The organism is Thermosynechococcus vestitus BP-1 (assembly GCF_000011345.1).
In the GTDB taxonomy this organism is placed as follows: Bacteria; Cyanobacteriota; Cyanobacteriia; order Thermosynechococcales; family Thermosynechococcaceae; genus Thermosynechococcus; species Thermosynechococcus vestitus.
The window spans coordinates 303,546-318,633 of sequence record NC_004113.1 but is presented as its reverse complement, the minus strand read 5'-3'; the positions used below and the strand labels follow the sequence as shown (position 1 = coordinate 318,633).

14 protein-coding genes are annotated in these 15,088 nt (G+C 51.0%); 5 read left to right on the top strand and 9 right to left on the bottom strand.

The genetic code is table 11. From position 1 onward, the window contains the following. The first annotated feature begins 17 nt into the window (after window positions 1-17). Genes TLL_RS01675 through TLL_RS01665 form a run of 3 tightly spaced genes read left to right on the top strand, consistent with a single transcriptional unit; the run spans window position 18 to window position 2,796 of the window. The gene (locus TLL_RS01675) at window positions 18-773 is read left to right on the top strand and encodes a HEAT repeat domain-containing protein (protein WP_011056184.1); all 756 of its coding nucleotides are present in this window, start codon (window positions 18-20) and stop codon (window positions 771-773) included. Window positions 774-785: 12 nt separating this feature from the next. After that, on the top strand, window positions 786-1,583 hold the full coding sequence (locus TLL_RS01670) for an ABC transporter ATP-binding protein (protein WP_164920674.1): 798 nt from the start codon (window positions 786-788) through the stop codon (window positions 1,581-1,583). Window positions 1,584-1,632: 49 nt separating this feature from the next. Continuing rightward, window positions 1,633-2,796: a glycosyltransferase family 4 protein gene (locus TLL_RS01665; protein WP_011056182.1), complete on the top strand. Its 1,164-nt coding sequence runs from the start codon at window positions 1,633-1,635 to the stop codon at window positions 2,794-2,796. A 6-nt stretch (window positions 2,797-2,802) separates the two neighbouring features. Here TLL_RS01665 and prmA read toward each other — a convergent pair whose 3' ends face one another. The 4 genes from prmA to TLL_RS01645 form a co-directional block, all read right to left on the bottom strand. Continuing rightward, complete coding sequence (gene prmA, locus TLL_RS01660) at window positions 2,803-3,702, bottom strand: 50S ribosomal protein L11 methyltransferase (protein ID WP_011056181.1); 900 nt, start codon at window positions 3,700-3,702, stop codon at window positions 2,803-2,805. Window positions 3,703-3,710: 8 nt separating this feature from the next. Then, complete coding sequence (gene serA / locus TLL_RS01655; RefSeq protein ID WP_011056180.1) at window positions 3,711-5,294, bottom strand: phosphoglycerate dehydrogenase; 1,584 nt, start codon at window positions 5,292-5,294, stop codon at window positions 3,711-3,713. 146 nt (window positions 5,295-5,440) lie between these two features. Next, window positions 5,441-6,346 carry a J domain-containing protein gene (locus TLL_RS01650; protein WP_011056179.1) on the bottom strand — a complete coding sequence of 302 codons (906 nt, stop codon included), beginning with the start codon at window positions 6,344-6,346 and terminating at the stop codon, window positions 5,441-5,443. 734 nt (window positions 6,347-7,080) lie between these two features. Further along, window positions 7,081-7,551: a hypothetical protein gene (locus TLL_RS01645; RefSeq protein ID WP_011056178.1), complete on the bottom strand. Its 471-nt coding sequence runs from the start codon at window positions 7,549-7,551 to the stop codon at window positions 7,081-7,083. A 168-nt stretch (window positions 7,552-7,719) separates the two neighbouring features. Between TLL_RS01645 and gshA the strand changes: the two genes are divergently transcribed. Next, a complete protein-coding gene (gene gshA, locus TLL_RS01640; RefSeq protein ID WP_011056177.1) occupies window positions 7,720-8,859 on the top strand; it encodes a glutamate--cysteine ligase in 1,140 nt (379 codons plus the stop codon). 2 nt (window positions 8,860-8,861) lie between these two features. After that, complete coding sequence (gene lpxB / locus TLL_RS01635) at window positions 8,862-10,025, top strand: lipid-A-disaccharide synthase (RefSeq protein WP_011056176.1); 1,164 nt, start codon at window positions 8,862-8,864, stop codon at window positions 10,023-10,025. A gap of 203 nt (window positions 10,026-10,228) precedes the next feature. Here the strand turns inward: lpxB and TLL_RS01630 are convergent, their stop codons facing one another. From TLL_RS01630 to TLL_RS01610, 5 genes are all read right to left on the bottom strand, one after another. After that, window positions 10,229-10,705 (bottom strand): hypothetical protein, encoded by a 477-nt coding sequence (locus tag TLL_RS01630; RefSeq protein ID WP_164920673.1) that lies wholly within the window; start codon window positions 10,703-10,705, stop codon window positions 10,229-10,231. A gap of 39 nt (window positions 10,706-10,744) precedes the next feature. Beyond that, window positions 10,745-13,393, bottom strand: coding sequence for a dynamin family protein (locus TLL_RS01625; RefSeq protein WP_164920672.1), 2,649 nt, complete (start codon window positions 13,391-13,393; stop codon window positions 10,745-10,747). A gap of 191 nt (window positions 13,394-13,584) precedes the next feature. Next, a complete protein-coding gene (locus tag TLL_RS01620; protein WP_011056174.1) occupies window positions 13,585-14,013 on the bottom strand; it encodes a Spy/CpxP family protein refolding chaperone in 429 nt (142 codons plus the stop codon). Between the two features lie 83 nt (window positions 14,014-14,096). Next, window positions 14,097-14,420 (bottom strand): hypothetical protein, encoded by a 324-nt coding sequence (locus TLL_RS01615; protein WP_011056173.1) that lies wholly within the window; start codon window positions 14,418-14,420, stop codon window positions 14,097-14,099. Next, window positions 14,417-15,022 (bottom strand): sigma-70 family RNA polymerase sigma factor, encoded by a 606-nt coding sequence (locus TLL_RS01610; protein WP_011056172.1) that lies wholly within the window; start codon window positions 15,020-15,022, stop codon window positions 14,417-14,419. The genes TLL_RS01615 and TLL_RS01610 overlap by 4 nt, the downstream gene beginning before the upstream one ends. Window positions 15,023-15,088: the final 66 nt, after the last annotated feature.

The following is a 15,088-nucleotide window of genomic DNA, read 5'->3' as shown; positions in this document are numbered from 1 at the left end:
CCTGTAGATTAAACAGTATGGATGACAATGATTTCCCCCTTCTGGACAGTTCTGAGGATGCACTAGCGGCGCTACCGAATGAGGAGAGCGCTCGTCCCGATCCTGAAGCCATGCTGCCCCTGCTCACCTCTGCCGATGTCACAGAGCGGATGTTGGCGGCTCGCGCCTTTTGCGAATTGCAGGATGAACGCGCCACACCCTATCTCATCCATCTCCTGCAAGAACCCTGTCCTCTTGTTCGCGTTAGTGCTGCCTATGCCCTTGGCCGTAACCCCAGTTTGGCAGCGGTGGATGCCCTCATTCAGCAATTGGAGCGAGACTGGAATGGCTATGTCCGCAAAGGCATTGTTTGGGCTTTGGGTAACTGTGGTGTCCGCTTTCCCTTGCCAGAAATTTATCGCCGAACCCTCGACCCCTTGATTCACGCCCTGCAAACGGATATTTCTGCTGTGCGCCTATGGGCGGCTAGTTCCTTGGGTCAGGTGGCAGAAGCGAGTGAAGAGGCGGCGACAGTTGCCATTCCTGCCCTTGCCCTTGCCTTGGCTCAGGACGCGATCGCCGCTGTGCGCAGTAACTGTGCTTGGGCCTTAGGTCATGCCTGTCGCAAAATTCCCCTTGGGCCCCTTTACACCCAAGCTATTGATCAACTGATTGCTGCCCTCCAAGACAGTGATATGGGCGTCCAAGAAGATGCTAAAGCAGCGCTGTTTAAGCTGGGGGATGCCCGGGGACTGCAAGCGATCGAAGATCTACAACTAGAAGCCTTTGGCTAAGGGATGGGTCACATGGCCGAACCACTAGTAGAGCTGCGCGGTGTCTGCAAAGCCTTTGGCAATAAGCCTGTCCTCAGTGATGTGGATTTAGTCATTTATCCCCAGGATGCCCTTGTGATTCTGGGACCTTCTGGGACTGGCAAGTCAACGATTCTGCGGATTATTGCTGGGTTGCTTGCTCCTGATCGGGGCGAAGTTTATGTGGCCGGTGAACGCCGCCAAGGCTTGCGCCAGGATGGTCTGTGCCGGCTGCGCATGGGCATGGTCTTTCAGCAATCTGCCCTCTTTGACTCTCTCACGGTTGCTGAGAATGTTGGCTTTTATTTGTATCAGCACACCCGTTTGCCCGAAGCCCGCATTCGTGAAATTGTGAGTGAAAAACTGGCGATGGTTGGCCTCTCTGGCATGGAAGACCTCTACCCAGCGCAGTTGTCTGGGGGGATGCGCAAGCGAGTCAGTTTTGCCCGTGCCATTGTCGATAATCCGGAAGACCCCGATGATGATCCCTATCTCCTGCTTTACGATGAGCCAACGGCAGGGCTAGATCCCATTGCCTCGACAGTGATTGAGGATCTGATTCGGGAATTACAGGAGAAAACCGGTCATGCCTACGTTGTTGTGACCCACCAAAAGAGTACGATTGACCGCACGGGCGATCGCTTGATTCTGCTCTATCAAGGGCGTATTTGTTGGGAGGGAACCCAAAGGGAAATTCAGACAACAGATAATCCCTATTTGCGGCAGTTTCTCAGCGGCGATGTCAATGGTCCCATGCGCATCATTGATCAAGTGGGTACTGCTGCTTTATAAATAGGTCCCATGGATAACCTATAAAAGACATAAAAAGGAATCAATAATTGTGGCTTTACATATCGCGTGGCTAGGCAAAAAATCTCCCCCCTGTGGCAATGTCACCTATAGTCGTGAAATTACCAATGGCCTATTGGATCGCGGTTATCAGGTGAGCTTTCTGCATTTTGCCCAAGAGGATGAACAGGAAGCTGAGGGCGAAGGTGAGATGCCAGATGTAACGCTCCCTTGCCTCTATAAATCGCAAGTCTATACCCTGCCCTCCCTACGAGCCAACAAAGTTCTGGTTGAATCCCTCAAGAAACTCAAACCTGATATTGTCCACGCCTCCTTGACCCTGTCTCCCCTTGATTTCTTTCTTCCCGACATCTGCGAAGAGTTAAAGATTCCCCTAGTTGCCACATTTCATCCTGCCTATAGCGAAAAATATCGTACCCTAACGGCGGGCACCGCCTTGATGACTTACCAGCTCTATGCCCCCTTTTTAGCCCGCTATGACCGCGTGATTGTCTTTTCCCAATCACAAAAGGAACTGCTGATTCGTCTTGGGGTCGGCCCTGAGACTCTGCGAGTGATTCCCAATGGGGTAGATACGCGCAAATATACCCCAGGACCTTCTACGGCCAAAGAGGACTTTAAGGCGCGCTACCTCTATGTTTACCAAGGGCGGATGGCGATTGAGAAGAATGTTGAAGCCCTCCTGCGCGCTTGGTGTGCAGCAGAAATGCCCTCGGATTGTAAGTTGCTCATGGTGGGGGGGGGTGCCCTGATGCCCTCACTGATGGCGAATTATGGCCCCGAGCAAAATATTCTCTGGCTTGGCGCGATCGTCAATGATCAAGAACGGCTGCAAATTTTACGTGGCTGTGATGTCTTCATCCTGCCCTCACAAATTGAGGGGTTATCCCTTTCGCTCCTAGAGGCAATGGCCTGTGGCTTGGCCTGCTTGGCCACCGATGTCGGTGCGGATGGTGAAGTGCTAACCGGTGCCGGCATTGTCTTGAATCCCCAGTATGTGAAAACCCAGTTGCAAGCGCTGCTGCCCATTTTTTATCAACATCCGGAAATGATTCGCCTGCTGGGAAACAAAGCCCGTCAACGAGTGCTGGAGCGCTATAGCCTTAGTCACAACTTGGATCGCCTAGAGGCCTGTTATCAAGAACTGATGACTGCCTATTCTTTGGTGCGACCTGCAGCCAAGGTGAAAAGCTAGCTCCCCCTAATCTGGCAAACGTTCAAAGCGAGCATTGAGACAACACCACTCGTTCCGTCGCCAAACACTACCCAAGCTCCAGCCTTGCCGTTTCAGTTGTTCGGCAACACGATCTGCTTGATCCAAGAGAATGCCACTAAAGATACCCCAGCCCTTGGGTTTCACAATTGCGGGCAAGTGGGGCAGAATCTCAATAATGACGGGCGCCAAGATGTTACAGACGACCCCATCGACGAGCTCCAGAACTTGCTCCCAACTTCCTTGGTGGACAATCAACTGGTCGGCTCTAATGCCATTTAGTTCTGCATTCCGTTGAGTGGCGGTGACAGCAAGATCCGAGGTATCCACGGCATAGGCTTTTTGGGCCCCCAGCAAGAGGCTGGCGATCGCCAGAATACCGCTACCACAACCAATATCGGCAATCACTGTCGGCGGCAGCGGCTCAAAGGTTTGATCCAGTTGCATCTCTAGGGCTTCAAGGCAAAGCTGGGTGGTTTCGTGGGTGCCTGTGCCAAAGGCCATGCCGGGATCCAGTTTGATCACCAAGCGAGTGTTATCAAGGGGTGGCATTTCCCAAGCGGGACAAATCAGCAAGCGATCGCCCACGGGTATCGGATGCCAATAGGCTTGCCAACTATGGGCCCAATCCTGCTCGTTCACCAATTGCCAGTGGAGTTTTGGCGAGAGATAACCTTGCGCCACCACATCCTGCTCAATCCAAACCCCTAGGGCAGCAATGTCCAGTAAGCTCACCCGCTGCTGCGGCACATAGCCTTGGATCAACACTCGTCCCTGCTGTAGTTGAGTTGCCGTTCCTTGACAGCCAAAGGATTGAAGGCGCCAGTAGACCAGCTCTTCCGCCTCAGCTTGACAAGTGACGGTAATTTCCCACCAACGCTGCACCACAACCGTGCCTACAAATTCACGATATAGGCATCACGAATACCGGGGACCTTGAGGATTTCCTCCAAGAGTCCTTCGGGCAGGGGATCGTCCAAGCTAATCACCATCACCGCATTGCCACGCACCATCTTGCGTCCCACCTGCATACTGGCAATGTTGACATTGAAACTTCCCAACTGGGTGCCAATCTTGCCAATAATGCCGGGCATATCACGGTGCAGTGTGAGCAGCATATAGCGGGTTGGCGCCACACTAATGGGAAAGTCATCAATACTGGTGATGCGCAATTCATTGTGGGAGAGCAAAGCGCCAGACACCGATCGCGTCATCGATGGGCTTTTAGCAATCAACGTCAGGGAGCCGGCATAGTCCCGCTGCGATTCATCGCGAGTCTCAACCACGCGAATTCCCCGCTCCTTGGCTTCTAACCCAGCATTGACATAGTTGACCCGCTCCCGCAAGGCTGGAGAGAGCAACCCCTTCAGCGCAGCAATCACAATGGGTTGACTCTCATTAGTGGCCAGCTCCCCTTGCAGACGGACTTCCAGAGACTCGACCCGACCACCAGCCAACTGCCCCACCAAGTTACCAAGGGTTTCTGCCAACTGCATATAGGGCGCTAGTTTTTCTAGGACATCTGGGCGCAGGCCGGGAATATTCACCGCCGATCGCGCCGGCAATCCCAGGAGGACATCGCGAATTTGCTCAGCGACATCAATAGCCACATTCACCTGTGCTTCTTCAGTGGAAGCTCCCAGGTGGGGAGTTAAGATCGCTTCCATTCCCAGACTCCGCAGGGGAGAATCGGCCTCAAGGGGTTCATTTTCAAAAACATCGAGGGCCGCCCCCGCCAGCCTACCGCTTTTGAGCGCTTCCACAAGGGCTACCTCATCAATAATGCCGCCCCGCGCACAGTTAATAATCCGGGCCGTGGGCTTCATCTTGGCAATGGTTTTGGCGTTAATTAAATGCTGCGTTTCGGGAGTTTTCGGCAAGTGCAGTGTAATAAAGTCTGACTCCGCAAAGAGAACATCCAACTCCACAAGACGGCAGCCCAGTTGTTCAGCTCGCTCCGTTGAAAGATAGGGGTCATAGGCAAGGAGTTTCATCCCCATGGCCCGGGCAACCGTGGCCACATGGGAGCCAATTTTACCCAAGCCAATAATGCCAAGGGTTTTCTTGTAAATTTCTACCCCTGTGAAGCGTTTGCGATCCCACTGACCCGCTTTAACCGCAGCATTTGCATCGGGAATATGACGGGCAAGGGAGAGCATCATCGCTAAGGTGTGCTCCGCAGCAGCAATGGTATTGCCCTCCGGAGAATTGACCACTATGATCCCTTTGCGAGTGGCGGCAGGCACATCGACGTTATCTACACCCACCCCAGCACGGCCAATAATTTTCAGTTGGTTGGCAGCCTCAATCACATCTTTCGTGACCTTGGTTCCCGATCGAATCATCAGGGCATCGTATTCGGGAATAATTTTGATCAGTTCTTCCTCTGAGAGGCCGATTTTGACATCTACTTGTGCCACTTGGGCAAGCAAATCAAGCCCCACCTGTTCAATGGGATCGGAAACCAGAACTTTGGGCATAGCTAAACACTATCTATAATGCCAGAGCAGATATGCTATCACATTTTATTCCGCTCAAGGTAGGGGTAGGATGCGTTTTGGGGATAGTCTCCCCCTAAAAAGGGTGGTATATGCTTTTTCTTCCTGATCGCGCTTCACCCTGCAAATTAAGATGATTTACCCAAAAAGAGCTGAGATAGCAGTAGGACCACTCCCGCTGCTGCAGCAATTCCGAGACCGGCCCCAACGAGATGCTGCCATTGATCATCTTTTTCTTTTTGTTTCATTGCCAAAAGCAGGAAAAACTGATCTTCGTCACTGAGATTTTGAACAAAGGATTCTGAAAGCATCTCTAAGGGCAGATTTTTGAAATGCTCAATACGGCGATCAATATATGCTGATTGCTGGTGTAATCGTCGTTCTTTCTTCTGGAGAGCGTCGGTTTTGGCTGCCTCAGTTTTCCGTTTAATTTCGCACATAATCATGTACTTGCGGGGACTGACTGCTTTTGTCCCTATCGCTGCCAGCATGTACAAGAAACAGAAAAAAGCCCATACATACCCCAGAAAGCCGAGAAAACCTCCGATCCTACCAACCAACAGACCAACCAAGAATAGAATGCTGCTCTGGATAAGATCGCCCCATTTCCTTGCCGAGCTGATCGCATCTAAATCATCAAGCTTGAGGCCATGGTAGGCTAGCTCCTTCTGTTGCTGGTTGTTAATGGCATTGATTGCTCGTTCATATTCCCTTTCAATGGCCCATCGCTCTTGCTCTAGTTTTTGCGCTACCGCTTCCATGCGCACCGGATCAAAAATGGGGCGCACCGCCCCGACATCTCTGACTGGTTCTGGTTCAACAGATGAGGAGGGACAGTCGCCATGCTCCATGAGATAGTGATAGGCTTCGTTGATTTGCTTGAAGTGCTCCTCGACAACTTGCCGCGCCCTTGTCGGAGTTTCAGGGGGCAGTTTATCGGGATGGCACTCCTGGCAAAGGCGACGATAGGCTGCTTTGATGTCTGCTTTGGAAGCACCCGGCTGCAAACCAAGAATTTTGTAGTAGTGACTCATGACTACTAGGGGAAAATCTGAACGTAACCTCCGGCTTGCTATTGTAGTAAATTCAACTAACGCTTGCGAGGATCAACAGTTGCGCCAAAAACAGTCACCACCTGGTAATTGACTCGATCACTGTCTAAATTAGCAACCCAAACCGGCGAGGGCTGACCAACTTCCCCACACAGATTTTGGTCATACTGTCTTTGGCCTTGTCGATTAGTATTATTAGTATTCATCAATTGATGATCGTGTAGGATTGCCAACGCAAAAGGTTTACAAAACTGTCCTTTGCCATTGCACACAACGATACGGCAGTTTTGGTCAACTATTTCCTTCCATTGGTTACGGGTTACAGTGCCAATGCTCCGTAGTTTAGGTTGATTGGGGTCAATGTTGCAGTTACTCAGCCCATTTAGGGCTTGATAGAATTTACGCAGTTGATTTCGAAATTTTTTCTTGAATTTCTGGAGGCTATCGGGAAGTTCCCAAAAGGTGTCAGGTCCTGCATCATTATATTCCCAGAAGTCGTGCTACACTCTTCGAAGCATACCGGCTCCTTGTGCGCTTGTTCCAAGGCCGTGAGTCGGAATATGGAGCAGGGGCACACCAAAAAGTCTTTTTCCATCTTTGAAATGATTTACCCACCCTTGAGGTGTGGCGGCGGGGGCTTGAGTCAGCCAGTAGCTCGCCTCTGGAGTCATCCTAGATGGCGACCATTGCTGAGGATGGGCTAGAACAACTCAAAACTAGAGGCGATCGCCCGCCTCAAGAATTTTCTCTAATTCGTCGGCCACCTGTAAAACAATACGGATACTCATATCGAGGGCTTCTGCATCGCAATCAGCGGCGACTTTGTTACAGAAGACAGCAATGTATTTATTGTTAGCAAGGGGGCGTAGTTCCCAAGCGCCAATTTTCTTAGTAGCATTTTCAATTAAGAGATAGTTAGCTATCTCTTGGTCCAGATGGCCGTCGGAGATGTAGCCAATTGACCAGACATCGCGAATCTCGTAGCTGCCCAGTTGTTGGGTCTGCGAGTCAATAAAGGCTTGTTGCGATCGCCCGTTACCCAGATCAAAAATAACACGGTAATCGCCATCCTCATCTACTCGGTAACGGATCCCCAATTGATCTAAGAGACGCGCGACACGCACATCCGCTTGGACTCGCCGCTGACCAAACATGCGAAAACCCCTACTGGCCAGTGTAGTTTGCATTACAGGTTATCGTATCAGATTGTTGTGCTTATTGTTATGCTTACAGTGGCAGTTTCACGAATGTTCATATATGCGGCAAGGGCGAGAGCGTGGTATGGTGACTAAGTAGCTAAAAACTCCCCATCTACGCGGGGTTGCCCGCTCACCCAACTCAGTTAAGGGGCTGCCATGCTGTCAAAGGGCTTTGAGGTTGAACTCTACACGGGTAAACCCACAGGCGAGATTGTGGGATTGTCGGATCGCATTGTGAAAGACTTGCCGGGGTTTGTGCGTGAACCCGATAGCCGCAATGTGGAATTTACTACGCCCCCTGTGTATCTCTATGATCAGGCCCTCTGTGACTTGCTGCGCCCCCGCTTTCGGCTGCGGGCCTATCTGCAATCCTTGGGGGACTTAACGCTGGTTCCGGGCAGCACCCTCAGTCTTGGTGACACTCAACGCTTTTATCGTTCTGACCCCCAGAATCCTTATCACACCTACATTGAGCAAACCTACGGCACCCGGGTGGTGACAGCCAGTGTCCACATCAATATTGGTTTGCGGGAGCCAGAGGCATTGATGCGTGCCTGTCGGCTTGTGCGGCTGGAGGCACCCCTGTTTCTAGCCCTCAGTGCTGCTTCACCGTTTCTCGATGGTCAGGTGACGGGCTATCACTCCACCCGCTGGGCCATCTTTCCCAAAACGCCCCCCCAAGTGCCCCTATTTACTAGCCATGCCCACTTTATTGAGTGGACGGAGGCGCAACTTCAACAGGGCACGATGCAAAATGTGCGGCATCTCTGGAGTGCCGTGCGTCCTAATGGCGATCGCCGGCCCTACGATCTAAACCGTCTGGAACTGCGCATTTGTGATTTGGTGACGGATCCCATTGCCCTACTGGCCATTACGGCTCTCCTGGAGGCGCGGCTGCTGCAATTGCTCGATACCCCTGACCTGGATCCTTTGCGCTGGGGCGATCGCGAGACCTTGGCCCAACTGGCAGATGAGAATGAGCAGCTTGCGGCAAAACGTAGCCTTGAGGCGGTGTTGACCCACTGGCGCGATCGCCGGCAACTCACAGCCGCCGCTTGGATTGCAGAACTCTATGAAGAGGTGTGGCCGATCGCCAAAGCCCAAGGATTTAGCTGCTTTCTGGTACCGATCAAAAAAATTCTGCGCCAAGGGAATACAGCTCAACAATGGTTGGCACAATACGCAGCGGGGCAGACCATTCCTGAGATCATGGCCCAAGCGGTGCAGGAGATGGCTGCCAATGAACAGGAATTTGCTGACCAACTCTGTCCGCCGCTGGCAACGGTTCAAGGCTAAGTATGGCACATCTTTTCATTAGTACGGGGGAAGTCTCTGGGGATTTGCAGGGTGCCCTGCTGGTGAAGGCGCTCTATCGCTTGGCGGCAGAGCGGGGAATGCCCTTAGAAATTTCTGCCCTTGGGGGCGATCGCATGGCCGCCGCAGGGGCAAAGGTGCTCTTTAATACGGGGAGCATTGGCTCGGTGGGACTTCTAGAAGCCCTGCCCCTCATCAAACCCACGATCGCCCTGCAACTGAAGGCTCGCCGCTACCTACAGCAGCATCCGCCGGACTTGGTGGTTTTGATTGATTACATTGGCGGCAATGTTGCCATGGGGCAGTTTATTCGGCGGCACTTTGCCATCCCAATCGTCTATTACATTGCCCCCCAAGAGTGGGTCTGGTCCCATGGCCTCAAGACCACCCAGCAGATTGTTGCCCTCAGCGATCGCCTGCTAGCCATTTTTCCGGAGGAGGCCAGCTATTATCGCCGTCACGGGGCCAATGTGGTGTGGGTCGGGCATCCGCTGTTGGATCGTATTGCCGCCGCCCCTAGTCGTGAGGTGGCACGCCAAAGTCTGGGGATTGCTGCCGATGAGCTGGCGATCGCCCTATTGCCCCTTTCGCGCAAACAGGAAATTCAATCCCTCTTGCCACTGATTTTAGGGGCTGCCACGAATATCGCTAAGGCCTATCCTCAAGCCCGCTTTTGGTTACCGTTGTCTCTGCAGCAGTATCGCCCAGCCATTGAAGCAGTTCTCAAGCAATATCCCATTTGCGTCACCCTTGCGGAAGACTCACTGCAAGTGCTGGCGGCAGCGGATCTGGCGATCGCCAAATCGGGCACAGTGAATTTAGAAACAGCGCTTTTGAATGTGCCCCAAGTGGTCATCTACCGTGTGCATCCCCTGAGTTTGTGGCTTTATCAGCGCTTCCTCAAATTCAATCTCCAGTTTGTATCGCCTCCAAACCTACTGGTTGGCAGAGAAATTGTCCCTGAGCTCCTACAGGATCGCGCCACCATTGACAACATCACCGCGGCAGCTTTTGCCCTATTGGATCACCCGGAAAAACGATTGGCCATGCAGGCGGGCTACGCGGAAATGCGAGCGGCCATGGGAACTGCCGGCGTCGTCGATCGCGCCGCTACAGAGATTCTGAATCTAATCCCCCAAAATGGCTAATTTCAGGTTGCTGAGGGACTCTTGTATCCAATCTAAGATCTATCCAATTGAAGATCAGAGAGGTTGTCAAACAGGTCAGCAACCAGTTTTAATAGCGTAGTCCACCATGACCATCTTTCTGCAAAAAAGAGGCATGGGAGGGGCGGCCAGGTCTAGTTTCTGCAGTCTCCCCAGGGGCGATGCCATAGCGCTGCCACTAGCTGTTAACAACTGAATTTTTCTAAGCCTCTGCTACTCAGGCTTAACTTCAAACGGGACACCTTAAAATTCTTAAATTTCAATTGATTTTCATGCTTTCGAAGGAAGGATTTGATGGCTAGCTTACTCTTTGCATTGCATATTTCCTCAGGAACTCGATCGATGTCTATGCGCAGGTAAATATCTTGTTCATATACCTTATCATCCAATTTCCCAAGAGATAAATTTAAATTTTTCTCGATGTTATCTATCTCTTGAGTTCTCACAACCAAATAGTAGGCTGCCTTGTCAATGTATCCTAAAAGTTCATCTAGTTTTAGTTCATGAATGGTTCGATTTTCCTTAAGAGAAGGTGCATACTTTGCTTGGAGAATTAAAGCAATAGAAGCCTGAACTTTAGAAGACCCTAAAAGACCTGCTCTTGGTCTCAGGAGTTGACATCTCAGGAGTTTACAAAGGGGCTCCCCCCAAGGTTTTGACATGTAATAATCCTCCTGCCACTTTTGATTAACGAGTATTTCCTATACTGAGCTAGTTTCAGCGTTTAGCTCAACGGACGTTACTCCAGCATTTTCAGACTGCTTAATCTTATCCCAAGAAGGTCGCTCTTGTTCTAGCTCGGCCACACTTGTGTGCATTAGCTCCCAAAACTGCTTGCGGGTTTCATAATCTATGCTGAGCGCTTGGTGGCATTCGCTTAATTTAGAGCGATAGCGCTCTAGTACCGCTTGCTGATATTCATTCGCTTGTTCTGTGAGCAAATTGGTTTGCTCTACAAACCAATCAAGATATGCAGGCCATAAGCACTCATACACCCGATTTTTACAGGCAGCGCTCCAGTCTTCACAGAGCTTTGCCATGCTGGGAACTTCAAGCTCTAAGCCAGACTTTTGTACAGTTACTTTTGTTTCTATTTCGAACAACCAGAGCAGCCACCAAGGTCTTGTTTTCCTTCTTTCAGTAGCGGTCCATGTCGCCTCTTTTGCTTCTGGAGAAAAGGCTTTTTCTAGAGAGATGCCCCAATTGAGTTCTTTCTGAACTTGACTTAAAGTACTCATCGGGAACTGAATCCCAAGCTCTGGGGCAATTCTCTGAGCACTCTCCTGTAGGTATTCTAAATGGTTTCTAAATAAGAGGCTCAGGGCGTCGTAAATACGACCCTGCTCACGAGCTAGGACACTTTTGACAAGAACTTTGACAACCTCACTAAGACGCTTTTGGATATCTTGGATGATGGACTGAAAGTGGATAATTTTGGTATCTTTCTGGGGCTCTTGCCGAATGGTCATTCCTTGTTCAGCGACGTCTGCACAGTTACAATCTATAGCGTTGATGAATTCAATGAACTCTCTTAATTTTTCCTCAAGTTCCTGCACGTATTTCTGGTCAGGGGGTGGCAACTGCTTAAGGTTCACATCCGCTGAAAAATCGACCTTGCCATCTTGTATAGAAAGGTAAACTTGCTCTAGTAGTTTGTCAATTGAGCTGAATACCTCACGTCTCCAAGTGTATATCAGAGGTAATATTTCTTCATCTAGCTTTATTTTATCCCTCCACTCATCATCAACCTGACTATGCCATTGCTGTATTTTATCGCGCCATTGCCGTATTTTATCCGACCACTCATCATCATCATTATCATCAACTTCGGGTTCGCACTCAGTTTGTTCTTTATTTCCAATAAATTCGAGCATAATAGGTTCTAATAACACAATCGAATGGTTGGTAATGGGTGAATGGCTGGTAATGAGCTCTTTCATCTCCTCAAAAGGTACCTTCAGGTTTTCCCCTGCTCGTCGTAGTTTCTCTGAAAGTTGAACCCCAGTCTCCTCTAGCCTCTCACACTCTTGGCGATACTTCTCTTCTATACTGTTGCAGATGGCATGGACCTCTTGGGTACACCACTCTAGAACCTTATTTACTGCACCCTCGTTGAAGTCCGCCACAATTTGGGGAATGACGAGCTCGGGAAAGTGCTGTTGAACTTGCTCAACCAGTTCCTTAAAGAGTTCTTGACCATAGGAATTTTCCCACAGACTCTCTGCCACCCGCTGGCAATCGTGATCAGTCCATTTCGCTGGATTACGGGGCAAGTCTTCTAAAATGCCTTTGCCAATTAACACTTGGTGCTGTTGGTCCACTCGCTCACAAATCTTTGCTCGTTCTTCCCCTACGCTTTGCTGGATGAGTTGACTATACAAAGCCGCCCGGGCACTCAGCTTCAGCACCTTCAGCGTCTCAATCGCCTCCTCATGCTCCGGCAACTTCTCTTTAAGCTTATCTTTGATCTGGCCAACGGTCTTGCTCACAAAGCGCTGTTCCGACTTCTGGGGGTCTTTATCCTCCTGAAACACATCAATGCGATTGAGGACAAAGAGCATCCGTGCCGGGGACCCCCCTAGGTTTTTGACTTGGATCACCACTTCCTCAAGGAGTTGTTCGGTTTTCTTGGCGTCCGTTTCAGCGCTGTTGTAGGTGACAAGGCATAGCGCCTGCCGACATTGCTCACGGATAATCTGGGCATTCCGCTCATCCCCCACATAGGCAAAGCCGGGCAGGTCAAGGAGCTGAACACGAGTTTGAGGGGGCAGGCCCAACTGGTGCCGATGCTGCCGCAGAAACTGGATGGGGTAGGTGATGTTGGCTTTGGGGGGCGCTAGGGAAGGGTTCCTGTCCTTGGTGTCTAGGTACTGTTGCATTGCCTCCTCTAGCTTGTCATAGATGGTGGCTGCACTAATGTTTTCCCAAGTGCCGCATTCCCAAAGGGCCCCCGGTGTGGCTGCAATGGTCAGGGAGGGGACGTCGCCATCCTCAAGGGTAACGGTGCCGGCGCTCATTTCACTGACGGCAACAGGGAGAAGTTCAGCACCACAGAGGAAGTTGACAAGGGTACTTTTGCCGCTGCTAGTCGTACCGGTGGTGGCAAGGGTGAGTAGGGGGCTGTCTAGCCTTGCGTTGAGTGCCTGTAACGCCTCTTCTAAACTTGAGTGAAGTGCTGCAATGTCAGCTTTGCATTGCTGGAGAAAGCCTGCCTCCACCTGCCCCGCCTTGTGGGTCTGCTCAAGGCAATCGATAAACCGCTCCGAGAATTGCTGCCACTGACCTTTGAACCCTTGGGCGATGTCTCTCGCAGCCTGAAATTTCCGGTAGACGAGATTTGGCGCTTCCATAGTCCCTTGAGCAGTTTTTTTCGACTGATTTAAACTCACTATTACACAAAGTACAGAATAGTTGATTTTGGTATTTTTTAATTTTTATTAAGGCAATCATAGATTTTGACTAATCAAAACAATCAAAATAAAACGGCCAGAGCCTGATGCCCTGACCGCCAATAGGGCTCAAAGCCCTATAAAACAGTTGCCTAGCGCTCTAGTCGCCGTTGACCCTGACGGTTTTGCATGCGTTCTGCCAGGGCTTGGCGCTGCTCAGGAGTCAAAATTTTCCGTGTGGCCAGCATGCTTTCAAACCGCAATGTGGCTAGTTTCTGCTGCAGCTGTTGCACTTGGGCATGTTTGGCGCGGATTTGCTCATCGCTGGCATTGCTGGCCATTAGCCGCCGCAGTTCATCTTTAGCAGTGCGCAGTTGGGTGCGGGTTTCCTCGATTTGGCTTTGATATCGCTGCCGTATCGCCTGTAGGTTTTGGCGTTGTTCAGGGGTGAGATTGAGATTCTCTACTTTGGCGCCCCACCCCATGCCACCGTCACCCGGACCGGCCAAGGTGGGCAAGACAACCGCCAAGGGACTGAGGGTGCTACAGAGCAAAAGGGTAGCAAGGGATTGTTTCAACATGGCTGGTTCTCCTCTGTCAAAAGTTTACAAAAGAATAAAAAACAGAAAAAAACAAAAAATACAGTCAATCAGTCCAAGAGGATTTACTCGAAAAGGGCAGGTTCCGCACTCTCAAAGAGGTCTTGCCAGTTGCTGGCAATGAAGGTTTCTAGGCCATCGGCCGGTCTCTGCTCCGCCACTTGAGCAGTGGGTTTGAGGAACCACACACTGGCGGCAGTGGTGGCGATCGCTCCCACGCCAAGGAAATAGCCTAGTCGCCAACAGCGTTTGTGCCAATTGTGCTGTTGCACTGCTGCTTTGATAATGCGCTCCTGCAAATCGGGAGGGGGTGGCGGGGGCGTGCCCGCATAGGTCTGCAAAAACTTAACCAAATTTGTATCCTCGGTAGGTGGCGGTTCACGTTTCATAGGCTGACTCCGGCTTCAGTAAAGAACGTCCGCAAGCTACCACGGGCGCGAAAGAGGCGGGATTTTACAGTACCCACTGGAATGTTCAGAATTTCAGCAATTTCTTTTTGGGGTAAGCCCTGGAGATCGTGCATGACCAAAATGCTGCGATACTCTAGGGGCAATGTCGCCAACCCTCGCTGTACCAAATCTTCATAGTGCAATTGCCGCAGATCAGGTGCAGTGGTGAATGGCTGCTGTTGGTCAAGGTATTGCTGATGTCGGGATTTACGCGTTGCCAGTTGGCGGCGATAGTCACACGCCACATTCCAGGCAATGCGATAGAGCCATGTGGAAAACTTGGCCTCGTGTTTGAGACCCTTTAGCCCTTTCCATGCCCGCAGGAAAACCTCCTGCACCAAATCATCAAGGGCAACCGCGCCGCACAGTTGAAAGAGGAGCGATCGCACCCGTTGCTGATGGCGTTGATACAGCTCCCGAAAGCCCTTGGGATGCCCGGCAAGGCACTGCTCAATCAGGGGGCGATCGGGATCGTTCACTGGGGATTGGGTGACGATAGCCGTTGATGCGGTTGCCGCTGATAGGGATAAAGATACACTCATGCGAGGTATCGCTCCATGAACGTAATCACCTATTTAGACAGGGCAGCAAAGACAATGGTTCAAGAC